The organism is Rufibacter radiotolerans (genome assembly GCF_001078055.1).
Taxonomy (GTDB): domain Bacteria; phylum Bacteroidota; class Bacteroidia; order Cytophagales; family Hymenobacteraceae; genus Nibribacter; species Nibribacter radiotolerans.
The window spans coordinates 654,517-679,066 of the sequence record NZ_CP010777.1; the positions used below are offsets into that span (position 1 = coordinate 654,517).

Consider the following 24,550-nt stretch of genomic DNA (forward strand, 5'->3'; position numbering starts at 1 on the left):
GAAATTATTATGCCACACTTAGCCATCAAAGGCGGCGAGCCAATAAGAAAAGAGTTATTCCCTGCCTATAATACCATAGGGAAAGAAGAAAAGGAGGCTGTACAAAAAGTGCTTGACACAGGTAATCTTTCCCAGTTCCTGGGCGCCTGGACACCAGATTTCTTTGGAGGTCCAACGGTAAGAAAGCTGGAAGAAGACTGGTGCCAGGCACTCAGTGTTGGGTATGCAATCAGCGTGAACTCCAATACTTCTGGCTTATTCGCTGCTGTGGGTGCCTGTGGCATTCAGCCAGGCGATGAGGTAATTGTTTCACCCTACACCATGTCGGCGAGTGCTATCGCGCCTATAGTTTATGGAGGTGTTCCCATATTCGCAGATATTGACCCAGACACGTTTTGCATGGACCCCAAGAGTATAGAGGCTAAGATAACACCTCGTACCAAAGCAATTCTGGTAGTGCATATTTTTGGTCATCCTGCAGATATGGATACTATTATGCAATTGGCTAAAAAGCATAATTTAAAGGTGATAGAAGATTGTGCTCAGGCACCAATGGGTATGTACAAAGGAAAGTATGTAGGAACCATTGGCGATCTGGGAGTATTCAGCCTAAACTATCACAAACATATACATACTGGTGAAGGAGGAATTGTTGTGACCAACGATCCTATTCTGGCAGAAAGGATCCAGTTGATCCGAAACCATGGTGAAAATATTGTAGAAGCCAAAGGCATAACCGACCTTACCAATATGATAGGCTTTAATTACCGCATGACGGAAATTGAGGCAGCTATTGGAATAGAACAGTTAAAGAAGCTGCCTGCCTTGTTAGAGGAGCGCCTAAAGAATGCCGCTTTTCTACATGAGGCCATTGGGTCAATTAATGGTTTGGTTTCTCCTCCAAAAGTTAAAAGTCCATCTGTTCATACTTATTACGTTCAGCCAGTTAAGTATAATCAATCAGTTTTTGAAGTTCATCGGAACGACTTTGTAAATGCTGTGAAAGCTGAAATTCCCTCTGCGGTATTGAGAGAAACCGCCCCTCTAATTGGCGCTGGTTATGTTAGGCCTTTGTATCTACAACCTATCTATCAGCAAAGAGCAGCATTTGCTTTTAATAATGAAAAGTTCAAGAGTGATGTTAATTATAGCAAAGGCCTTTGTCCGGTCACGGAACAAATGCACTACTCTGAATTAATTACACATGAATACATGCGTCCGGGCATGAGCCGAAAAGATATGGAAGATGTGGTGCGGGCATTTGAAAAAGTGGCTAAACATATAGACGAATTAAAAATAAATGCTGCAGTTGCCGGGTAAGCATATCGGTTTTGTGTTCAGCGACCCGGCAGGTGCAAACGCCTGCCTGGCCCTGGCAGATATATGGCAACAGGAAACAGGTACTGAGCCGCTGCTATTTTCAAATAAAGAATTGGGTGTAAAACGAAACGGCCGATTTTATTTATCGGCAGATACTCCTGCATTTAAACAGTTTAAGATAGACTGTATTTTTACCGGTACATCTCACCCGGTTTCTTCAAAGTACTTTGAGATCAATTGTATTATAAAAGCAACAGAGGAGGGGATTTACACCATAGCCTTTATTGACCATTGGGTTAACTTTAAGTTGCGTTTTACAGGAAAAGATGGCCTGCAACATTATCCGGATGAGATTTGGGTATTAGATGAAACTGCCAGAAATTTAGCCATTGCTGAAGGTTTGCCGGTAGAAAAGCTTTTTATTCATGAGAACCCATATCATGTTTTCCTGAAAAACAATTGGCAACCTGAGTATGAGGAGAAGGCCTACCTGAAAGAGTTAGGCATCAGGCAAGACGGCTGTCATGTTTTGTTTGCCCCGGATCCGTTATCGCTGCGGAATGGAAAAGAGATTCAGGGTTTTACTGAAGATGAGGCACTGGATGATCTGCTGGCAGTTGCTGGGGGGGTGAAAACGGATTTAAGTCTAATTATCAAAATGCATCCGCTTCAGCCGCTGGGAATCCTTGAGGAAAAAGTAAAGGTAGTGCCAGGACTTGAGGTGTTTTTTATTAAGGATGCTAATACCCTGGAACTAATAATGGCATGTGATGTTGTAATAGGATTTTACTCCAACCTTTTGTTAGAGGCTGCCACCTTGGGTAAAAAAGTAATCAGGTATTTTCCTGGGAAAAATGAAGCAGACCTGCTCAAGCATAATAGTTCGCTTATCAAAGTGGTTGAGCGGCAGGAACTACGAAGAGAATTAAAAAAAGCTATAAATGAGTGAGATTGTTTTTTTACAAGGAAGCAGAATTCATCTGCGGGCTTTGATGGAGAAAGACTTAAGTCCAGACTACCTGCAGTGGCTAAATGATGAAGAAGTATGCCGGTTTAATTCTCATGCGACCCTTCCTAATACGGAGTATAAAATGAGAACTTATTTTGAAGCTTTAAAGAATAGCCAGAGCAATATAGTTCTGGCTATTATTCATTCTGAAACCAACACGCATATAGGTAATGTTTCCTTGCAGGGCATTAATTGGATTTCAAGGAATGCTGAATTTGCCATTCTTCTGGGTAATAAAGAATTCTGGAAAGGTGGCTATGGAGAGGAAGCAGCAAGGCTTATCATAGCCTATGGTTTTGAAAGGTTAAACCTACACCGAATTTATTGCGGGACCTTAGAAGGTAACGTAGGGATGAAAAAGCTAGCTGCAAAATTAAACATGAAAGAAGAAGGTGTAAGAAGGGAAGCAGTTTATAAAAATGGTTCTTATTATAGCATTCTAGAATATGGAGTGTTAAAAAGTGAATTTAATAACTAATGAAATACTGTAAAAATTGTTTGCAGCCGGATACCAGGCCTGGGACAAAGTTTGACGAAAAGGGCGTTTGCCCTGCCTGCAACTATTTTGAAACACTTCAGGCTGTTGATTGGGAGGAACGCAGGGAAGAATTAAAAGATATAGTTGCGTTTGGTAAAGCTAATAATCATTCTGGTTATGATTGTATTATTGGTGTGAGTGGAGGAAAGGATTCTCTCCGGCAGGCTGTTTTTGTGAAGGAGGTGCTGGGAATGAATCCTTTGCTGGTTTGTTTGAGCTATCCACCTGAACAGGTAACACAGCGGGGAGTTGACAATATTTCCAATCTCATAAAACTAGGTTTTGATTGTATAACCATTAATCCTGCTCCCGATACCTGGAGGGACTTGATGCGGAAAGCTTTTCTGGAACATGTGAATTGGTGCAGGTCTACTGAAATGGCACTTTTTAGCTCCGTTCCCCGGCTGGCAATTGCTTACCAGATTCCGCTTATCTGGTGGGGTGAAAATACCGCTCTTCAACTAGGTGACTTGAATGTTATGGGAAAGACTGGTAGTGATGGAAATAGGCTAAAACATATGAATACCCTGGCTGGTGGTGACGTCACTTGGTTGTTAGGCGAGGAGATAAAAAAGAATGATATCCTACAGTATTGCTACCCATCTGATAGAGAGATGGAGAATGCTGGGCTTAGAATCGTATTTTTAGGCTACTTTTGGAAGGACTGGTCCCTATTAAACAATGGTATATTTGCAGCTTTACGAGGATTAGATGTCAGGGAAGAACCACCAGAAAATATTGGGGACTACATGGGGATAACCTCTCTGGATGAAGATTGGGTGACATTTAACCAGATGATCAAATACCTTAAGTTTGGATTTGGCCGGATTACAGATTATGTAAATGAAGATATCCGGTGGAAACGTCTGACCCGAGAAGAAGGTATTGAACTTGTAGAAAAATATGATGGCAAATGTTCACCCCAATATATAGAATCTTTTTGCCGGTATATAAATATCAGTGTAGAAGAATTCTGGAGAATAGTAGATCAGGGGGTTAATAAAAAACTCTTCACAAAAAATGAATCAGGAGAGTGGATGCCAACATTTGAGGTAGGTAAGTATGAAGAAGAGTATAGCAATAATTGATTACGGCGTCGGGAATATCCAGTCAGTAAAAGAGGCCATAGGATCTTTGGGATATAATTTGTTTGTTTCTAATGATACAAATAAACTGGCCAAGGCAGATGGACTGATTTTGCCAGGTGTAGGAGCCTTTGGTGCCGCTATGGAAAGCTTACACGAGCGGCGGTTGATTGTTCCATTAAATGAACTGGTGTTGGAGCAGAAAAAGCCCATCTTAGGTATTTGCCTTGGTATGCAGCTTCTGGCTGATTTTTCTGAAGAAAATGGATACCATAATGGGCTTGGTTGGATAAGTGGCGGAGTAATCAGGATAGAAGGGGGCCAGAATCTTAGGGTTCCTCACGTAGGTTGGAACGATGTGGATATTAGGCAGAAGGAGCCCTTGTTTGATCGTATGCAAGGGACATCTAACTTCTATTTTGACCACAGCTACCATTTTGATGCCAAGAATGAAGAAGATGTGGCAGCAAGAGTAAACTATGGACTAGGGTTGGTGGCGGCTGTAAAAAGGGGAAATATTCATGGGGTGCAGTTTCACCCGGAAAAAAGTCAGATCACCGGACTCAGGTTATTAAAAGGGTTCTTAAATTCCATTGGGTAAAATGTTAAAGAAAAGAATAGGTGCAGCCTTAATTATAAAAGATAACTGGGTTGTGCAGAGTATTGGTTTTAATAAATACCTGCCTGTAGGAAAGCCCGAAATTGCAGTTGAATTTTTGAATAAATGGGGTATTGATGAGATATTTCTAATCGATATTTCAGCTACAAAGAACAAATCAACCATCTCCCCTGATTTGGTAATGAAGAGTTCAAAATATTGTCGCGTTCCGCTTGCGGTAGGTGGTGGCATAACTTCCGTGGAGCAAATGGAAATTATGCTTCAATCAGGAGCTGATAAAATTTGCCTTAATCAGGCTTTACATAAAAATCTGAATTTACTGACCCAGGGGGCAAATAAATTTGGAGATCAGTTTATGGTAGCGGTGGTTGACTTTGTGAAAGGACAGGACGGTTATGAAGTCTATGATTATATAAGAAAGCAGACTACAGGCAAAAAGGTCATTGATTTTGTAAAAGAACTGGAAGTTGCCGGGGCAGGAGAGGTGGTCCTGCAGTCAGTGGAAAGGGATGGACGATATAATGGTTTTGAAACCGACTTATATGAGCAGGCCTGTCAGGAAGTAACCATTCCAGTTATTGCTCTTGGGGGAGCAGGTAAAGCTTCGCACTTTATTAATCTGCTACAACAAACGCAGGTATCTGCTGCCTGCGCCGGAAATATTTTTCATTTCGCGGAACATAGTGTTAATATGCTTAAGGCACAATTGGTGGAAGCCAAAAGTACAGTCAGGCTGGAAACATTTGCTAATTACGATCACAGTCAGTTTGATGAGAGGGGCAGGCTTTTAAAAGCAGATGACCAGTATCTGGATGACTTATTATTTATACGTATTGAAAAAGAAGTAATATGAAGATTTGTAAGCGTTGCCTCTATTCATCAAAACACCCGCTAGGGCTTACTTTTGATGATGAAGGCATCTGTAGCGGCTGTAGAGTACATGAAGAAAAAGATCAGTTAAACTGGGAAGAAAGAGGAGAGAAGTTACGGTCCATTTTAGAACAGTATAAGAATAAAAGCGGCAATAACTATGATTGCATAATTCCTGTAAGCGGAGCCAGAGATTCATATTTTATTGTGCATACCGTAAAAAATGTATATGGTATGAACCCCTTACTGGTTACTTATAATAAACAGTATAATACGGAAATAGGTATCCGAAATCTGGCAAATCTGCGGATCAAATTCAACTGCGATATTATGACGCTCACGGTTGATCCTGAAAAGGTTAAGAAAATAACCAGGGCAACTCTGGGCAAAAAAGGCAGCATGTATTGGCATTGCCTGGCCGGTCAAACTGTTTTTCCTGTTCAGATGGCTGTTAAATTCAAAATTCCTTTAATTATCTGGGGTGCCCACCAGGGAGTAGATCAGGTTGGGATGTTTTCGCACCTTGATGAGGTGGAAATGACCCGAAAGTATAGGAAGGAGCACGATCTGATGGGGCTTGAAGCCGAAGATCTTGTTAGTGATTTCGATAATATTTCCCTTGATGATGTCAGGTCCTTTGTTTATCCGGATGACAAAGAATTGGAGCGGGTAGGGATAAGGGGTATTTACCTCAATAACTATATCAGATGGGACTCTAAGTCGCAGCACGAACAAATGATTGCGCAGTACGGATACGAGTCTAACTATCAAACCCGTACCTTTGATACCTATAATGATATTGATTGCTTTAATTATTCTGATGTACATGATTACATAAAATTCTTAAAGCATGGGTATGGTAAAGTAACAGATCATGCTAGCCGGGAAATACGCCTTAAAAGGTTAACCCGGGAAGAAGGAGCGGAGCTTGTTAAGCAGTATGTTTATAAAGAGCCGCAGAACCTGGGCCTTTTTCTGGATTGGATTGGAATGAAAGAGTCCGGGTTTAATTTTATTATTGATCTGCACCGGAGCCCGGACATCTGGGGCCGAAATAATAAATGGGAATGGGAGCTAAAAACGGATCTCTTGCCCGAAAAAGAAAGTGCTGAAGATATAGATCCTTACAGATTAGAGAAAGTTGATAGTTGTGATTTTATAATTACCGACCACGAGGCTGCTTATAAAGAAGACCATTATATTCTGATTGGAAAAGGTTATTACAAATAATACACGGAAACAATCATGAGGGTTTTGTTAATCGTTCAGCCAGAGAGGTTTGATTTTTATTCATTTTTAGCAGCAGGAAAAGATATTGAATGGGTGCTTTTATGGTATGAAAAGCCATCGCAAATGGTATTATCTCCTGTAGATCTTCCTTTGGATTTTAGTTCCGTTAGATATTGGAATGAGTTTACAACTCCTCAAATGCTATTAGATACGATTAAACCCGATCGAATTATTTTTTATGAAATAATTGACCTGCGTCAAATTGCTCTGAATGTTACAGCTTTAAAGAATAAAGTTCCTACCTTCTTTATGGAGCATGGAGCTGCCGGAGATAAGGATGCAGCTGCAGAAAGGATAGAGGTATCAAAATTTGATAAAAGCAAATTAATTTATTTGCTTACTAGATTCAGAAGTTCCTTTAGTGATATAATTCGTTCTAAGGTTTTTTATTATTCCGCCTTAAGTGGATTAGGTTCTTTAAATTCATTTGTAAAATATTCTTTTTTGCCCTTAAAAATGTTAAAGGGGTATCCTAATAAAACCCTGAGTCAAAATATTTTTGAAGAACGCATTCCATTAAGATCAATAGTATTTAATAAAGCAAACTTTGAAGAGTATGCCTTATATAGTGGTGCAAGTACTGAGAATGCGGTATTTGGAGGTGTTCCTTTTTTTGATAAATATTATAATAATTCAACTGCGGAAAAAGACTACATTATTTATAATGAAGCGTGTTATTTAGAAGAAGGGTTAGCAGGTTGGACGAAAGAACATCATAAAGAAGTTGCGCAAGCACTTTTTGATTTTGCTGAAAAAAATAAAATTACACTATATGTTAAGCTTCATCCTAGGTCAAACCCTGTATTATGGGAGAGCTATGAATTTAATAAAGATTACGTAACCATACTCCACTCAGGTGATTTTACTGATCTGTATTTACAGTCAAAGCTTATTCTTAGCTATAGTTCCAGTATGCTAAATGGATGCTTATGCGCTAGGAAAAATATTGTTTTACTTGGTTGGCATCCAGTGCCACATATATTTGGGGCTGATTTTTCTGACTATGGGTTATGCCATGTTTCGTTGTCCCCAACAGAATTATTAACAAATTTTGATTATTGGGTTAATAATAATTTATCGTATTTGAACGAAGGAGCATATAATGCTTTTTTAGATAGATTTAATACCCCATTTGACGGGAAGGCTAGTGAAAGGATTTTAGAACGAATTAAAAATTGTTAACAGTTTCTGAATTATATTTTTTTTCTGAATTGATTACTCAGGTACAACTGTAATTGCCAACTTCCTTTTCAAAAGTAAATTTACTGCTTTTTATTTTAGGGATAATTGTAGCCTTTTTACTTAACAAATTTTAAACTGAAGATTTATTTTGAAGATTTTGTTAATTGTTCAGCCTGACAGGTTCGATTTCTATTCGTATTTGCAAAAAGCTGAAAATGTTGAATGGGTTCTGCTTTGGTATGAGAAACCTGCGCAAATGAAACTGTCAGTGAAAGAGCTTCCTCTTAATTTCAGTGAAGTTTATTCCTGGCAAGAATTTGCAACGCCTAAAGAATTGATTCAGAGAATAGCTCCGGATAAAATTATTTTTTTTGAAATAATAGACCTGCGTCAGATAGCTCTCATTGTAACAGCAAATAATCTTAAGATTCCTACTTTTTACCTGGAACATGGTGCAGCGGGTGATAAAGGCACTGCTATTGAACGTTGGAAAGAGGTTGAATTTAGCAGGCATAAATTGCCTTACCTAATAAAACGGTTCAGAGAATCATTTTTTGACGTTCTGAAGTCGAAGTTCTTTTATTATTCCGTCACCAGTGGCTTCCATTCTGCTGATTCGTTAAAGAAGTATGCTATGCTGCCTTTCAGGATGATGCAGGATGGTCCAAATAAGGTATTAGCGCATAACCATTTCAAAGAAAGGGTACCTGCAAAATCAATTGTATTTAATAGAGCCAACTTAGAAGAGTATTCAGTTTATACGGGTACTCAACCAGAGGATGCCTTGTTTACGGGGGTACCCTTTTTTGATAAGTATTTTAAAGAAAGAAATGTAGTAAAAGATCACATCGTTTATATTGAACATCCACATTTAGAGGAAGGATCTGTAGGCTGGACCAAAGAGCACCATAAAAACGTGGCGGAGGCTCTCTTTGACTTTGCCGAGAAGCGAAACCTGCATCTTTATATAAAGCTTCACCCCAAGTCCAACCTCTCTTACTGGAATAGTTACAAATATAATAAAGACTTGGTAAAGGTAATACAAGCCGGTGATTACACCGACCTTTACCTAGAATCTAAGCTTATCCTAAGCTATAGTTCAAGTTTATTGACAGGGTGCTTGTGTGCCCGAAAGAACATCGTTTTGCTGGGTTGGCATCCGGAACCAAGGGTTTTTGGTGCTGACTTCTCAGCATTTGGTTTATGTCATGTCTCTTTGTCACCTTCTGAGTTACATGAGAAGTTTGACTACTGGATTGATAATAATCTAACCCTTGAGAGTGAGGATTCGTACAATGCTTTTTTAGAGCGGTTTAATGTCCCTTTTGATGGTCAGGCCACATCAAGGGTGTTGGAGGTAATAAGTACTTAATGAAGTTAATAAAGTCTTTTTCTGCCTATACCTTAGCAGGTGTTTATGGGGCAGCAGCAAGTTTTTTTGTTTTACCTATTTTATCTCATTATCTATCTACGGCAGATTATGGTATTTTATCAATATTTAACTCTTATGTTTTAATTATAATGCCGCTAATTGGCCTCGTGGCCTCGGGAATAATAAGTGTCGAATTTTTTAAAATCCAGGATAAAAAGGAGTTTGCTTCTTTTTTTACTTCTGTTCAGTTAATCCCGATTATTCCATTTGTCTTTTTTCTTGTTATTTCTTTTCTATTCGGGGGGTATTTGAGTAGGCTTTTAGAGATTCCAACTGAATTCTCTAATTATCTATTTCTAATTCCTTTAATTGCTATTCTGACAATTTATATAGAATCTTATTTAGCATATCTGGTTGTAAAGAAAAGTGCTTACCATTATCTGGTGGTCAATATAGTTAAATCATCTGTAGAAATTGGTTTGACTTTGTTATTTGTTGTCTACTTTGACATGGGTTGGTTTGGACGAATACTATCCTGGCTTATTGCGTCTTTGCTATTTACCTTTGTGGCTTCAATTTATTTTTATAAAGAAGATTTATTTTCATTAAAAGTAACTAAAAAGTATGTCATGGCAGGGGTGTGGTTTGGATTACCTTTGATACTACACACGTTAGGTAAATTTGTGATAAACCAATCTGATAGGATTTTTATTGCCAAAATGGTGAATGTTGATGAGGTAGGCGTGTATAATATTGCCTATCAGCTGGCAAGTATATTGCTAATTTTTGTTTCTGCCTTTAGCAATCTGTATGTGCCTTACTTGTATGAAAGATTAGCTGATTTTAATAAAAAGACTGAAAAAGAAATATTGCAAATTAGCTACTTATATACGGTGATATTAATAGCCGGGACTGTTATTATTACCTTTGGTAGTCGGTTTCTATTTGGGTGGTTTATTGATGTTAAGTTTATTGGTGCAATACCTTACATCTTCTGGATTAGTTTTAGTTATTTTTTGTGGGGAATGTATGCCTTGTTCTCTGCATATATTTATTATTTTAATAAGAATAAGTATTTAGCTTATCTTTCTTTTATTAATGTAATTACAAATATTGCATTTAATTATATATTTATAAAACAATTTGGGGCGCTTGGAGCTGCATATGCCACTTGTTTGTCATATTTTATAACATTGGTTATGATAATATTTTTTGCCACTCGGCTTGTTTCTATTTCGTGGTTTAATGTAGGCTTTGTTTTTAATGGTTTTTTTAAAGTGAAGGACGGTAAATAGAGTAAGTGTATTTTTTGCTATTGATCTAGAGTTTGTTTGATTAAATTAGGAGTGGTATGGAAAGATGCCCTATTATGAGCTCATAGAGATTTGAGAAAAATAAAGGTTAGAAAAATGTATTTAAATTTTAGACACATCCCTTTTTTAAAATTATACATGGGAATGAAACCTTTTCTAACCCAACTATAGAGGAGAAATTAAATTTAAATTAGTCTAATGCTATATTCTTTAGGTTTCCTTGTTGCTGTTTAATATAAGTTTGTAGTATGATATAAGTTTGTAGTATGACTAAAAAGAACGTTTTATGTTTGATTGGTAGTTTGGGTGTAGGAGGGGCTGAGGTTCTACTTGTTAATACTATTAAATTACTTAATGCTAAATATAACTTTATAGTTGTTTACCTCAATAACCCAGATACTCTTCTTGCGCAATTATCTGGGGTTGAAGCTATCAATCTTAATTTTAAAGGGAAATTAGATATATTCTCTTCCTCACAAAGATTGAAGAAAATTATTTCTGATAGAAAGGTAGATATTGTTCATGCTCATTTGTATTGGCCTACTCTGATTGGTAGGCTTGGTACCCCTAAAAAAGTTAAATTCGTTTTTACAGTACATAGCATATTAAGTCAAGATGCGTTTTCAGCTAATAAGTTAAGTTTACTAGCTGAAAAACTAACTTATTCACAGAACCAGGTTGCTGTTTTTGTATCAAATGCAGCAAGGGAAGATTATAGGAAGTATGTAGGCTTAAAAGGAGCAAACTATGTGGTAAATAACTTTATTGCAGATGATTTCTACCTGCCTGAAAATAAAAGAGGACCGGAATTTTTGCCTCAATCCCTTAAATTGGTTTCTGTAGGAAACTTAAAAGAAGCAAAGAACTTTCCATTTTTGCTTGCTGCTTTTGAAAAATTAAAGGAGTACAAAATTACTTTAGATATTTATGGAGAGGGGCACCTGCGGGATGAGCTTCAACGGCAGATTAATGAAAAGGGATTGCATAATGTACGGCTTTGTGGAAGCGCCAACAATGTTCCGGAGATATTAAAGAACTATGATATGTTTATCATAAGTTCAATATATGAGGGTTTTGCTCTAGCTCCTTTAGAGGCAATGGCCGTGGGCCTTCCATGCATGCTTTCAGATATTCCTTCACTTCATGAGGTTGCCGGCACATCTGCCTTATTTTTTGATTTGAAAGATGATACTGAATTTAATGAAAAGGTTCTGGAAGTTTATAACAATCCTGAAAGGCTGGCCTTTCTTTCCAAGGAAGGATATGAAAAAGCTAAGAAATACCGAAAAGTGGTTTTTGAAGAAGCACTTTCTAATGTTTATAATAATTGTTTTTTATAATAGAGTGAATAAGCGCCTTAAGGGAATAAATAAATTTTATATTATTTGTATAGGTGGTCATGTTGGATTATTTATGACATTATAAATTCTATTTTAGAAATTATTGATTAGTATTATTAAGTAAGTTTTTGTAAAAAAATCATTGAATTAATATTCTTGCAAAAACAACTATCTTTGTGCTGGTTAAAAGTAGTTGCTTGAAAAGCTGTTTTTTGGTTGGTTTGATTTTGTGATTTTGCTGGCCTTATAGTTTTTTAGTGTATTTGTTAAATTGTAGATTGTAATATAAGATTCATTTTTATTAATTTCTTGATTATGAGTTAGGCTTTAATTTTATGTAAAAGCTATAAATTAGTTCAAGGAGATATTAAAAGAATCAAAATTTAAAATAGGTGCCAGATGTGCGGTATAGCAGGTTTTGTTGATTTTAATAATAATAGCAATGAGCAAACCTTGGCTTCAATGGCTCAATGTGTTTCTCATCGCGGTCCTGACGGCCAGGGTATTTTTTTTCGGCAGGCAGCTTCTGCTCAGGTAGGTCTTGGCCATCGGCGATTATCTATCATAGATTTGAGCACCTCGGCTAATCAGCCCATGTCTTATCAGGATCTGCATGTGGTGTTTAACGGGGAAATCTACAATTATAATGAGATCCGGGAGGACCTGATATTAAAGGGCCACCAATTCCAAACTCATTCTGATACGGAAGTTATATTGCACGCCTGGAAAGAATGGGGGGAAACATCCATTCATCACTGGCGGGGCATGTTTGCCATTGTGCTATTTGATGAAACAGCGCAGGAAATTATTTGCATCCGTGATCGGGCAGGTGTAAAACCTTTTAATTATGCCTGGCAGAATGGGGCTTTCATTTTCGGGTCTGAGTTAAAGTCGATCATGTCATATCCCAGGTTTGAAAAAATGATCGATCAAGATGCCTTGGGTTCGTTTATGCAATATGGGTATGTTTCTCATCCACATACCATCTTAAAAGATACCTATAAACTTTCACCAGGGCATTTGCTCAGGATAGATCTCAAAACCCGCGAAATCAAAATCAAGCAGTATTGGAATGTATATGACTATTACAACAAGCCAAAACTAAAAATTGATCTTCCGGAAGCCATCTTAGAAACTGAAAAGATTCTAACAGAATCATTTCAGTACCGTATGGTGGCTGATGTTCCGGTTGGGGTGTTTCTTAGCGGAGGTTATGACAGTTCCTGCGTTACAGCCCTGTTGCAAAAGAACAATACTGAAAAGATAAAAACCTTTACCATTGGGTCTACCGATAGCAAATTAAATGAGGCCCCCTTTGCAAAACAGATTGCTGAGTTCCTAGGTACTGACCATACAGAATATTACTGTACTCCTCAAGAAGCCCTTGATATTATCCCAGAGCTACCATATTTCTTTGATGAGCCTTTTGCTGATAGTAGTGCCATCCCTACTATTTTGGTGAGCCGTTTAGCAAAAAAACAGGTAACGGTAGCCTTATCAGCTGATGGAGGAGACGAGATCTTTGCCGGTTATAACCGGTATGACTATATTTCAAGGTATAGTAAGAAGATTAGCTCTATTCCTGGTCCTTTCCGGAAATTGGCCGTTTTGGCTATGGATACCATTCCCGCGGAACATGTGCCCTTCTTAAACCAGAAAGCAAATTTTCAATCACGCTATGCAAAATTAAGAAACCTTCTGGCTGATCCTTCGCCTCTGGAGTTGTTGAATAACCTCAGCCAGGTATTTACCAGAAATGAAGTTAATCAGTTGCTAAAAGAGAAATTCTCAGATCTGAAGACAGCCCATTTAAGCAGAGAATTAGAAGGTGGGTATGAAGATGCTATGGCTTTTATGATGGCCATAGATTATCAAACTTATTTGGTAGATGATATCCTGCAAAAGGTGGACAGAGCTGCTATGTCTGTGAGTCTGGAAGGCCGAGAGCCTTTTCTGGATCAGAAAATCATTGAATGGGCAGCACAACTACCAGGCGATTTTAAGTACCGAAACGGTGATAAAAAATTTATTCTCAAGCAAATTGTTCATAAACATATTCCCAAGGAGATAATGGAAAGACCCAAAATGGGCTTTGGTATTCCTTTGGCAGAATGGCTTACAAATGAACTGAAGGGACTGGTCCTGGATTATTTAAGCCCTGAAAAAATAAGTGCCCATTCCTTATTCAACGAGGAGGCTGTCAGGAGAATAGTAGATGAGTTTTACAAGGGCAGAAGGGAACATCACTTAAAAATATGGCATTTGCTTATGTTTCAGATGTGGTATGAGAAATGGATGAAATCCCTTTAACAAGGCCTTGAAGTAAATCAGGAAGCGAACCATGGTTCGCTTCTTTATTATAAGAAAGCGAGAACGTAATTATATGAAAATAGCTGTATTTGGGGCAAATGGTTACATGGGCCAGCATATAGTACATTACCTGATAGAGGAAAAACAGGTCCTTCCCTTGTGCTTTGATATTCAGGGTGATTTCATGGGGAAGCATCAGGTGAAGTACCAACAGATGGATATTTCAGATAAGGCTCAGGTGCAGCGCCTGGATCAGGATTTTGATTATATCTACTTCTTCTCAGGACTAACCGGCACAGATATTTCCATTGACAGGTATGAAGCCTATATAAAGGTCAATGAAATAGGGTTTTTAAACCTGTTGGATTTCCTGAAAAACCTTGACCAGAAGCCAAAATTGATTTTCCCTTCTACCCGCCTGGTGTACAAGGGGGTAGAAAACTCACCTTTGCCAGAAGAGGCAGAAAAAGAATTCAGGACTATATATGCCTCTTCTAAATATAACGGAGAGATGTACCTGGAAATGTTCCGTAATTTATATGGTATTGAATATACCATTTTTAGAATCTGTGTCCCTTACGGGAATATAGTGGGCGGCCAACTGTCTTACGGGACCATTAGCTTTTTTCTTGGGAGAGCTATGAAAAAGGAACCCATTGTATTATTTGGTGACGGAAACCTAAAAAGAACCTTTACTCATGTAATGGATGTTTGCCGACAAATAATTGAAGTATCTGAGATGCCTGAAAGTAATGGACATTGTTACAATATTGATGGTGAAACATTTTCCTTGAAAGGTATTGCCTCTATTATTGGAGAAAAATATGACGTGCCGGTGCAATATTCCCAATGGCCAGAGAAAGCATTAAAACTAGAATCAGGAGATACTATTTTTAATGCTTCTAAAATAATAAAAATATTCCCCCACACACTTAACTTCTCTCTACAGGAATGGATAAACGGTTAATACGTCAAAATACCAAAGGAAAGGATCAAAACATTGAGTTAGCGTTTTTGAAATCTGCCTTGACTTTCCATAATCCATTTAACTCTACAGAAAAGGTTCTGGAGTGGGTACAGGAAAGAAACAGACAGGTACATGTTAACATTGAACAGATCCGGTTTGATGAAATGCGTAATTGGTTTATAGATAAAGACAGGGTAAAACTTCAACACAGTTCCGGTAGTTTTTTCTCCATTGAAGGGATAAACGTAAAAACCAATAGGGGAGCCGTGACAGATTGGGACCAACCTATCATTAACCAGCCTGAGATTGGTTTCCTGGGAATTATCACGAAAGAGGTAAATGGGGTTCTGTATTTTTTGTTGCAGGCAAAAATTGAGCCCGGCAACGTGAACAATGTTCAACTTTCGCCCACCTTACAGGCGACCAAAAGTAATTATACTAAGGTACATAAGGGGAAAGCGCCAGATTACCTGGAGTATTTTACCAACCATACCAAAAGTGAGGTGCTGTTGGATCAGTTACAATCTGAGCAGGGCGCCAGATTCATGAAGAAAAGAAACCGGAACATCATTATAAAAGTTCAGGAGGATATTAAGGTTCTGGAGGATTTTTGTTGGTTAACACTTGGCCAGATAAAAGATCTGATGCTGCTGGACAACGTGGTCAACATGGACACCAGGACGGTTATTTCAGGTATTTCATTTGGAAATCATTCTGAAGAAACGGTAAGCTTTTTTAATCTGATAAATGACGGTCTATCAGGCCTTGGCTCTAAGTTCCTGGCCTCTGATTTAAACAGTGAAGTTTCGTTGTACAGTTTTGATGAAATTATTCATTGGTTTACAGAACTTAAAACCAAATATGACTTGAATGTTGAGTCAATTCCCCTGCACACCGTGCGAGATTGGATTATTGAGGAAAGTTCTATCCGGCATATTGATAACAAGTTCTTCAAGGTAATAGGGGTGCACGTTGAAATTGATAACCGGGAAGTTACCAGCTGGGACCAGCCATTAATTGCTCCGTTACAGGAAGGCATTTGTGCTTTTATTGTCAAAGAGATTGACGGTATTCTGCATTTTCTGGTGCAGGCAAAGCTGGAAAGCGGTAATTTTGATATTCTGGAAATGGCGCCTACTGTCCAGTGCCTTACAGGTAGTTACCTGAATGAAAATAGTTTGCAGACTCTACCTTTCCTTGACTACGTTTTGAATGCAAAAGAAGAGGAGATAATTTTTGATACCCTGCAGTCTGAGGAGGGTGGAAGATTTTACAGAGAGCAAAACCGCAATATGCTTTTATTGGTAGGGGAAGAGTTCTCTATTGATGTGCCAGAGAATTACACCTGGATGACTTTAAACCAGTTGAAAATATTTATAAAGTTCAATAACTACCTGAACATCCAGTCCAGGAGTCTGATTTCTGCTATTTCATTTAAATAATATCTCATGAATTGGGGCGTGTTGGGTTGCGCAGGTATTGCTCAAAAATCTGTAATACCTGCCATTTTATCTATAGGTGAAAATAAGTTGGTTGCAGTTAGCAGCCGAACTAAAAAGAATGCTGATGATTTTGCTCAGCAGTTTGATTGTGTAGCTGTACAGGGGTATGAAGAACTCCTGAAGCGGGACGATTTGGATGCTGTCTATATTCCTTTGCCAAACGGCCTTCATTATGAATGGATAATGAAGGCCTTGGAATATAACAAGCATGTGCTGGTAGAAAAGGCAGCCTTTATTTCTTTGGCCCAGGCACAGGAGGCGGTAGAAGTCGCCAGAAAGAAAGGGCTTGCCATTGTGGAGAACTTCCAGTTTCAACACCACGCTCAAAACAGTTTTGTTAAGAGGTTGCTCAAGGATAAGGAGATTGGAGAAATCAGGTGCTTCAGAAGCTCTTTTGGTTTTCCTCCTTTTGACCCAGAAACAAATATAAGGTACAAGCCAGAGTTAGGAGGAGGAGCTTTACTGGATAGTGGTGCGTATGTGCTAAAGGCAACCAGTTTCTTTTTTGGAAACGGATTTGAGGTGAAAGCAGCCCGTTTGAACTATCATGAAGAATACGGGGTAGACTGGTATGGAGGTGCCTTTTTGTTACATGAAGAAAGCGGCATATTTTCTGAGGTAGCCTTCGGTTTTGAAAACTACTACCAGTGTAACTATGAGATATGGGGAAGCACAGGAAAGATTACATCTACCAGGGCTTTCACTGCAAAAGCGGATTTCGCACCAACCATCATCCTTGAGAAAAATGGAGTAAGTGAACAAATAGTAATAGAGCCAGATGATCATTTCAGGAATATGCTCTTGTATTTCAATGAAATAGTAAAGGAGAAAAATTTTGAACCTGAGTGGACCAATATTTTAACACAAACCAGATTAATTGAGGAAGTAAGAAACCTGGGTGGTAAGCACTAGGTTAAATTAAGATGACGAGAAAAAGAAATGTATTAGTACTAGTAGAGTTTTTTGGGCAGGGCGGAGCAGAAAGAGTTGCTGCCATGGTGGCTAAAATGCTGGCCAGCGATGGGAGTTTCAACGTTTGGTTGTATTCTATTCAAGGGGGCGGAGTAATTCCTCATTTGGAAGGAATCACCTCTGGCTCCTTAAACGTTTCAAATGGGCAAGGTTTAGCTAAGAAAATCAAAAATTACTACCTGAAAGTACATAGGCTAAGCCAACTGAAGAAACAGCTTGCTATTGATGTTTCTATCAGTAGCCTCTGGCCGGTAGACTGGATAAACGCCTTAACTGGTCATGAGAAAAAGGTAGCGGTTATCCAGATCAACATTCTGAACAATGTGCAGAATGAGAAAATGGTAAAACTCAGGAAATTGGTTACTGCTGTTTATTCCCGGTTTGATAAAGTGGTGCTAGGCGGAGGGAATTTAATAGAGGAGATGAACGGGTTTTTCAAAATTGAAAAACAAAAGCTTTTGGTAATTCAGAACCCTGTAGAGACCAAGCGTGTAGCAAAAAACCTGGAACAACCGTTGCCATATAGCTTGCCAGATATTTTTGAGAAATACCAGGTATTGGTGGCTGCCAACCGATTAAGTATCATCAAGAACACGGAGGCTCTTATTCCTATCTACAAGGCACTTCCAAACCAGGAGAAAGTCAAGCTTCTTATTATTGGAGAAGGGGAAGAGAAAGAGAGAATACAACAATTTATTTTGAGTGAGGGTTTGTCTTACTCGCAGGTGGAAGCTGATGTTTTTGAGGAGAAGGCAAATATTTATTTTCTCAATTTTCAGGAGAACATTCATAGTCTTATTAGTAAGTCCAACGTTTTTCTGTTTTCTACCAAAGCAGAAGGCCTTCCTCTTACACTGTTAGAAGCTATGAGTGCCGGCGCACCCATATTGGTAAGCGATTGCCCTAACGGAGGCATAGGGGAAATCATAAAGGGCACCTTTGCCTTTGATTATGAAAATCCCCGGCTTATACCGGAGAAGTTTCAGGGTGGTTATTTAATGCCTATTCCGTTGGTGGATCGCCCGGAGACCATAGAGAAATGGAAAAATAAGATTGAGGAAATTCTGACAGCAGATCAAATGCAGTTAAAAAAAATGACAGCGTCAAATAAAGCGAAGGCAGAAGAGTTTGATATTGAGAACGTGAAAGTCGCGTGGGTAAGCATGATACAGGGGTTATTTGAAAATTAATGATAGCAGGAAATAAAAAGGTACTTTATCTGTCTTATGACGGGATGAGCGATCATATAGGCCAATCGCAGGTGTTGCCTTATTTGATAGCGAGTAGTGAGAAAGGAATGAAATTTCATGTTCTTTCTTTTGAGAAAAAGCAAAATGAACATAAAATTGCTGATATCCAGTCTCTGCTGGATAGAAATGATATTACATGGTTTAAGATAAAGTTTAACCAAGGGGGAGATCTCTCCAAAGTTTATGATTACATAAAGTTTTTTGTCAGCGCATTTTATGTGTGCTTAAAGTACAGGTATGATGTAGTGCATTGCCGCAGTTATACTGCTTCTAATATTGGGTTGCTTTTACACTATATTCTGGGTAGAAAGATCATTTTTGATAAACGGGATTTTTGGATAGATGCCAAGATAGAAACAGGAAGGATAAACCCAGATAGCAGCTTTACTCATAATCTTGTTAATAAATTTTTACGGTTTTTTGAAAGAAGGCTCTTTCTACATGCTAATCATATTGTCTCTCTCACAGAAAGGGCCAAGGAGGTGGTTCTACAGAAGTACCCTTCAAGAAAACCGGAGGATATAACGGTTATTCCTTGTTGTGTAGATCTGAAGTTATTTGACCAGGAAAGGGTAGATCAGGCTAAACTTACCTCTCTCAAATCTGAACTTGGTCTTGATGGAAATTTTGTCCTGGGGTATGTAGGCAGCATTGGGTCTACTTACATGATTCCTAAATTGTTTGAATGCTTTAAGGCCATCCAAAAGGAAGTGCCGCAGGCTAAGTTGCTATTTCTGGTGAATAATGATAAGGAGGAGGTATATAAGGTTGCAGAGGCAAGCCAAGTACCTAAAGAAAGCCTGGTGGTTACTTCAGCCTCGCGCTCAGCCATGCCCTTGCATATTGCTTTGATTGATATGGGTATCTTTTTCATTACCCCAACATTTGCCAAGCAGGCAACGTCACCTACAAAGTTGTTTGAAATGCTGGCCATGAATAAACCTATTATTACCAATACCGGAGTAGGTGATGCCGAAAAGATTTTCAGTGATTTGCAGTGTGGTTACCTGCTTAACAACTTTACTGAAGAAGAATACCAACAGGTAGCAGAGTGGGTGAAAAAGAACATGACGGGCAAACAGTTTAACTTAAGTTGCTACTCATTAGAATTTGGCGCCCAGAAGTATTTTGAAGTTTATCAGAAGGTTTAAGGATGAAGAGGATTTTATTTGTAGCGCCTTATCCAGAGGGGAAGGCACCCAGTCAGCGGCTTAAATATGAGCAATACTATCCTTATTTCAGAGAGGCAGGCTATGAGATAACTACCAGTTCCTTTATAGATGCAGAATTTTGGGAGGTGGTTTATAAGCCAGGAAATACTTTCAGGAAAATCCTCTTTACGATCCAGGCTTATTTTCGCCGTATAGGTGATCTTGTATCATTAGGCAAATATGACATCGTATATGTCCATTTATGGGTAACTCCAATTGGGCCACCTTTATTTGAGTGGCTGTTCCGCAAGTTTTCTAAAAGAATGATTTATGACATTGATGATTTGATTTTCTTGAAACCCAAGAGTAAATCAAATCCATTGATTAATTGGTTGAAATCCAGTAATAAGTCTATCTTCTTGATGAAGAAAGCAGACCATGTCATTACCTGTACGCCTCACCTGGATACCTTTGTAAGGCAGTTCAACCACCGCACTACTGATATATCTTCCACTATTAACACAAAGGTTTACCAACCTAGACAAGATTATTCTGAAAAAGGCAAAATAACGTTGGGGTGGAGCGGTAGTCATAGTACCTCCAAATATGTATACCTGTTAAAAGATGTCTTTCTAAAACTTAAGGAAGAAATGGATTTCAGGCTGCTGGTGATAGGAGACAAAGAGTTTAAAATGGAAGGCATAGACGTAACTGCTATTCCGTGGACGGAAAGTAGTGAAGTAGCGGACTTATCTCAAATTGACATAGGGCTTTATCCATTGCCAAATGAGGAATGGGTATTGGGTAAAAGTGGTTTGAAAGCATTACAATACATGGCGCTTGGCATTCCTACTATTGCTACTGCCATTGGAGCCAATTTTAGGGTTATTGAACAAAATGTGTCAGGGTTTCTTGTAAATGAACATGAAGAATGGCTTCAGGCAATACGAGCTTTGGCAAAGGATGAAACTCTTAGACGTTCTATTGGATCTGCCGCCGCTGAACGCGTAGAAAAACATTATTCAATTAATGCCAATGTGCCTGTTTACTTGAACATTTTAGATAAAGTAGTTAAGAAAAATTCATAGGTTGTCTGACTAAAGAACAGGTCCTATTTGAATGTTATTTAAAGAGTGATCCCCATTTTAATTATTTCATAAAAAAGGATGGGCAAAGAAGCGTCTAAAGCTCCTTTGCCCATCCTTTTTTATGAAATAATATCGTTTAGATTTTGAGGTTTTTATTACTACTCAAGGATGGAAGTTTTGGCTTTCTATCTGCAGCCGAGGTTAGGATTATTCTGCAGCCGAATGATTGTTAAAAGTAGCTGCACGATTTGAAATTGTAAAGGCTTGGGCAGGTCTAACGGTCCTTCTTTGCTTGGCAGCCCTAATCTTTTGCTGAGGTAATAAAAACTTCTCTTTATATAAAATAGCCAGGAATATTAAATAAAATGGCATAAACGGTATCTTATACCTAACCAAGGAGCCAAAGTTGGCTGAAGAGATTCCCACCATGAAAGCAAAGGTGAAGCTAAACAAAAGGCAAAACTGAATCAGAGGAGTATTCCAGATAATTGAAAGTGATTTTCCGAAACCTTTTTTGAAAAGAAGGTAAACAGTGAAATACAAAAAGAGCATACTCTCTGCCGATGCAAAAAGGATAAAAGGTTTTAAGTACTCCCAGGGATAAGGCCGGAACAAGCTTATGTTAATTCCCTGTGGGATGGCTGCTAAAATTCCTAATGGAGATGAATAATCCACCTCTAAAGTGTAGGCAGAACCTGCTACGCTCTCCTGAATATAATAAGAAGTCATAGCTGCCGTTTCCAGGACTTGGTCTACAGAGTATCTCCCAAAAAGTTCATCCGCATTCTGTAAAAACAGACCCATACTACCGGCCCCTAAAATTAAAATAAAAGGAGTGCTTAGATACCGAATAAGAGGGTTTTTGATCCTTTTTTTATTGCTATTTATTACATAGATGATAAAAAAGGGAATAAATGCAGCTACAATATATGACTTTGTGAAATAAATAAGGGGAATAGACAAAAGTATACCTATTACATTCTGAATTAAGTTTCTCTGTTTTACAAGAACATAATGTGAACACATAAACAGCCATAATAATGCTGTAAATGAGATAGTGTCTTTAAAAATACCAGAATCCCAGATTAAGACGGATGGAATGAAAATGGTACAATAAGCGGCAATCTTCATTGGGATCCCAAACTCTTTGATAATAAAGATGAAGAAGCTCCATAGGCCAACAAAGGCTGAAATACAGAAGAAGATAGCGATAGCCAAAAAGGAATCAAAGCAAACGAAATTGAAGATGGCACCCACCTTTGCTACTACAAAAGAAGTGTCTGCAAAAATATGAACGTAATCCCCCTTTAGTCCTGCAAGATTAGTAGCGTTAAAAGTGTTTAAATCTTGGAAAAGAACTGTAAAAACCTCTGATGGATGCTTCATCCAATAGTCTGTTAGCATTACTGCTCCTCTAAAATAATTTACGCCATCATAGGCACCATTATAATAATATTGATAAATCAAGGAAATGGAAAGACATCCAAACAGCTTGAGGTATAATGCCCAGTTAAAATATTTTTTTAGCTTCTTGTTATTTCCGTGCTTAGCCTTAAAATAAAGGTTCATTAGTAAAATAGAACCAAACAGATAGAAAGGCAATAAAAGATAATCGTGTAAAAATATAAACTGGTTTCCCATGTTATTTTTCTTTGAGGATTCTTTCTTGCCAATTACAAGTAAGAATTAATATGTTATATCCTATATCAATAAGAATGATTTCTTTATTGAATAAAGGCAGGAAATATGTTTGGATTTAAGTGCAGGAAAATTACTTTTTCTTAAACCAATTAATTTAATTTACTACACCCTCCTATGCTTCTTCAAATACGCCTTCGCTTCTTTCTCCGCAGATGACTTTGAATCTGCCCATTTCACTACCGTCTCATAGTACTGCTTGGCCTGCTTCACATCCTTCTGCTGGTCACTCATTCTGGCCAGGTTCACGTAAGAAGAAATAAAATAACCGGACTCCCGCTCGCCTGTTTGCTCGGCAAAGGTAATGCATTGCCGGTAATAGGCTTTGGCTTTTGCTAAATCACGGTTACGGTACTGCTGGATGTAGCCCAGGTAAAAGGCGGCATACCGACCACTAATGGCCTCATACCCCGCTTGTTTCTTGTTGATCTTGTCCAGAATGGAAAGCGAAATGCCTTCAGCTATGCCTAACTGCCCTTCGGTGAAGGCCATGCGGGCATAGAAGCGCTGGAAGTAGGGGTTGTTAGGGTAGGTATTCGCCAGGTACTGAGACAAGGACATGGCCGCGGCGCCGTTCTTGTTGTCATTAGCGTAAATCTTCATCAGGAAGTACTTAGCCTCGGTGCCGGTGTAGAACCCGTTGAAGGCTACCTGTTGCAGTTGCTGCAGCCCCAAAGGCTTGTTTCCTTTCGGGAAGAACATGAGAATGGGGCGAAGCAGCTTGTAGTTTTCATGGATCCAGACAGAGTAGTAATTGAATAAGGCTTCCCCAAACAGGAATTCATCACTCAGGCCATTAGCTTTTTTGCTCTTCTGGAGGTAATCCAGGGATTCATTGCTCATAATGGCCGCCTTGCGCCAGCTTTTGCGCTCCGCGTGCAGACGGGCCCCAAAGCCATTGGCCGCGGACAGGAAGAAGGCCGCCTCCAGGTTTTTGTTGTCTTTGTCATACATTTCCTCGGCCAGGATGATGGTCGTATCCATGTAGGCCAGGAAAGGCTCGTCAAAGCTTGGGTCCTGGATGTTGGAGGGAATCATCTTCCACCAGTTGCTGAGCCCGATCAGGAAATAGGGCATGGGATGTTTGGGGTACCGACGACGCAATGATTTGAACTGCTTCTCTGCGGTAGCAAAGTTAAAGTTGTACATGTTGTCCACAGCGCCGCCCAACTCATTCATGATTTCCTCATTGAGAAGAAGCCAGCCTTTGATGTCAAGGGCCTGGGGCATCACGTCTACGGAGTCCAGGTTGACCGTAAGCCGTAGTGAGTCAATAAATTTCTGGTCTAGCTGTTTGGTAGTATCTGGAATCACCTGGGCTTGGGCGCCAGAGAATCCTAATACAAGCAACAGAAACAAGAAGAGAGTCTTACGCATCATAATTAGTAAACCGCCTGCAATTCTTTAATTTTTATGCCGGAGCGGGTGTAAAGGCAGTTTCCCCTCAACAAGCATCCGGGTGGGTAGGTTTCAATTCAGTTAAAATACTGGCTAGCTGCTATTTTCTCTTCATGTTGAAGCAGGAGAGGTAGCAAAGCAAGCAAAGGTACACGGTTGAAATAAGATACCCTTAGTTGCTTTGGTGTTTTAAGCCTGTTTTTTGAAAAGTAAGTCCAAAACGCAGGTTCTTTTACTGCTTTTCTTTAATTCCTTTGGCTATTTTGGCTTTTCAGA

The 24,550-nt window shown here is 38.8% G+C and carries 20 protein-coding genes; 18 read left to right on the forward strand and 2 right to left on the reverse strand.

Annotation, left to right across the window (positions count from 1 at the left end; genetic code table 11):
* Positions 1-9: 9 nt before the first annotated feature.
* From TH63_RS02760 to TH63_RS02845, 18 genes are all read left to right on the forward strand, one after another.
* Positions 10-1,320 (forward strand): DegT/DnrJ/EryC1/StrS family aminotransferase, encoded by a 1,311-nt coding sequence (locus TH63_RS02760; RefSeq protein ID WP_048919586.1) that lies wholly within the window; start codon positions 10-12, stop codon positions 1,318-1,320.
* Positions 1,301-2,269 (forward strand): hypothetical protein, encoded by a 969-nt coding sequence (locus TH63_RS02765; protein ID WP_048919587.1) that lies wholly within the window; start codon positions 1,301-1,303, stop codon positions 2,267-2,269. Before TH63_RS02760 ends, TH63_RS02765 begins: the two co-directional genes overlap by 20 nt.
* Positions 2,262-2,807: a GNAT family N-acetyltransferase gene (locus tag TH63_RS02770; protein WP_048919588.1), complete on the forward strand. Its 546-nt coding sequence runs from the start codon at positions 2,262-2,264 to the stop codon at positions 2,805-2,807. Before TH63_RS02765 ends, TH63_RS02770 begins: the two co-directional genes overlap by 8 nt.
* Positions 2,807-3,955 carry an N-acetyl sugar amidotransferase gene (locus TH63_RS02775; protein WP_048919589.1) on the forward strand — a complete coding sequence of 383 codons (1,149 nt, stop codon included), beginning with the start codon at positions 2,807-2,809 and terminating at the stop codon, positions 3,953-3,955. Before TH63_RS02770 ends, TH63_RS02775 begins: the two co-directional genes overlap by 1 nt.
* Positions 3,930-4,553, forward strand: a complete 624-nt coding sequence (gene hisH, locus TH63_RS02780) for an imidazole glycerol phosphate synthase subunit HisH (protein ID WP_048919590.1) — start codon at positions 3,930-3,932, stop codon at positions 4,551-4,553. Before TH63_RS02775 ends, hisH begins: the two co-directional genes overlap by 26 nt.
* A 1-nt stretch (position 4,554) precedes the next feature.
* Positions 4,555-5,424 carry an imidazole glycerol phosphate synthase subunit HisF gene (gene hisF, locus TH63_RS02785; protein ID WP_048919591.1) on the forward strand — a complete coding sequence of 290 codons (870 nt, stop codon included), beginning with the start codon at positions 4,555-4,557 and terminating at the stop codon, positions 5,422-5,424.
* Positions 5,421-6,671: an N-acetyl sugar amidotransferase gene (locus tag TH63_RS02790; RefSeq protein WP_048919592.1), complete on the forward strand. Its 1,251-nt coding sequence runs from the start codon at positions 5,421-5,423 to the stop codon at positions 6,669-6,671. The genes hisF and TH63_RS02790 overlap by 4 nt, the downstream gene beginning before the upstream one ends.
* A 15-nt stretch (positions 6,672-6,686) precedes the next feature.
* Positions 6,687-7,913, forward strand: a complete 1,227-nt coding sequence (locus tag TH63_RS02795) for a polysialyltransferase family glycosyltransferase (protein ID WP_048919593.1) — start codon at positions 6,687-6,689, stop codon at positions 7,911-7,913.
* Positions 7,914-8,061: 148 nt separating this feature from the next.
* The gene (locus tag TH63_RS02800; RefSeq protein WP_048919594.1) at positions 8,062-9,285 is read left to right on the forward strand and encodes a CDP-glycerol glycerophosphotransferase family protein; all 1,224 of its coding nucleotides are present in this window, start codon (positions 8,062-8,064) and stop codon (positions 9,283-9,285) included.
* The gene (locus TH63_RS02805; protein ID WP_076606387.1) at positions 9,285-10,580 is read left to right on the forward strand and encodes a lipopolysaccharide biosynthesis protein; all 1,296 of its coding nucleotides are present in this window, start codon (positions 9,285-9,287) and stop codon (positions 10,578-10,580) included. Before TH63_RS02800 ends, TH63_RS02805 begins: the two co-directional genes overlap by 1 nt.
* Before the next feature lie 284 nt (positions 10,581-10,864).
* On the forward strand, positions 10,865-11,938 hold the full coding sequence (locus TH63_RS02810; protein WP_048919596.1) for a glycosyltransferase: 1,074 nt from the start codon (positions 10,865-10,867) through the stop codon (positions 11,936-11,938).
* A gap of 399 nt (positions 11,939-12,337) precedes the next feature.
* Positions 12,338-14,248, forward strand: a complete 1,911-nt coding sequence (gene asnB / locus TH63_RS02815) for an asparagine synthase (glutamine-hydrolyzing) (protein ID WP_048919597.1) — start codon at positions 12,338-12,340, stop codon at positions 14,246-14,248.
* Between the two features lie 73 nt (positions 14,249-14,321).
* Positions 14,322-15,215 carry an NAD-dependent epimerase/dehydratase family protein gene (locus TH63_RS02820; protein ID WP_076606585.1) on the forward strand — a complete coding sequence of 298 codons (894 nt, stop codon included), beginning with the start codon at positions 14,322-14,324 and terminating at the stop codon, positions 15,213-15,215.
* Positions 15,200-16,657 (forward strand): NDP-hexose 2,3-dehydratase family protein, encoded by a 1,458-nt coding sequence (locus tag TH63_RS02825; protein WP_048919599.1) that lies wholly within the window; start codon positions 15,200-15,202, stop codon positions 16,655-16,657. Before TH63_RS02820 ends, TH63_RS02825 begins: the two co-directional genes overlap by 16 nt.
* 6 nt (positions 16,658-16,663) lie before the next feature.
* Positions 16,664-17,629 (forward strand): Gfo/Idh/MocA family protein, encoded by a 966-nt coding sequence (locus TH63_RS02830; protein WP_048919600.1) that lies wholly within the window; start codon positions 16,664-16,666, stop codon positions 17,627-17,629.
* A gap of 11 nt (positions 17,630-17,640) precedes the next feature.
* On the forward strand, positions 17,641-18,879 hold the full coding sequence (locus TH63_RS02835; protein WP_082161531.1) for a glycosyltransferase: 1,239 nt from the start codon (positions 17,641-17,643) through the stop codon (positions 18,877-18,879).
* Positions 18,879-20,090, forward strand: a complete 1,212-nt coding sequence (locus tag TH63_RS02840) for a glycosyltransferase (RefSeq protein WP_048919602.1) — start codon at positions 18,879-18,881, stop codon at positions 20,088-20,090. Before TH63_RS02835 ends, TH63_RS02840 begins: the two co-directional genes overlap by 1 nt.
* Positions 20,091-20,092: 2 nt before the next feature.
* The gene (locus tag TH63_RS02845) at positions 20,093-21,178 is read left to right on the forward strand and encodes a glycosyltransferase family 4 protein (RefSeq protein ID WP_048919603.1); all 1,086 of its coding nucleotides are present in this window, start codon (positions 20,093-20,095) and stop codon (positions 21,176-21,178) included.
* 207 nt (positions 21,179-21,385) lie between these two features.
* On the opposite strand, the gene TH63_RS02850 is transcribed toward TH63_RS02845, so the two are convergent.
* Both TH63_RS02850 and TH63_RS02855 read right to left on the reverse strand, forming a co-directional pair.
* The gene (locus TH63_RS02850; protein ID WP_156180331.1) at positions 21,386-22,819 is read right to left on the reverse strand and encodes a hypothetical protein; all 1,434 of its coding nucleotides are present in this window, start codon (positions 22,817-22,819) and stop codon (positions 21,386-21,388) included.
* Between the two features lie 162 nt (positions 22,820-22,981).
* Entirely contained in the window at positions 22,982-24,256 is a 1,275-nt protein-coding gene (locus TH63_RS02855; RefSeq protein WP_231583537.1) for a tetratricopeptide repeat protein, read from the reverse strand.
* Positions 24,257-24,550: the final 294 nt, after the last annotated feature.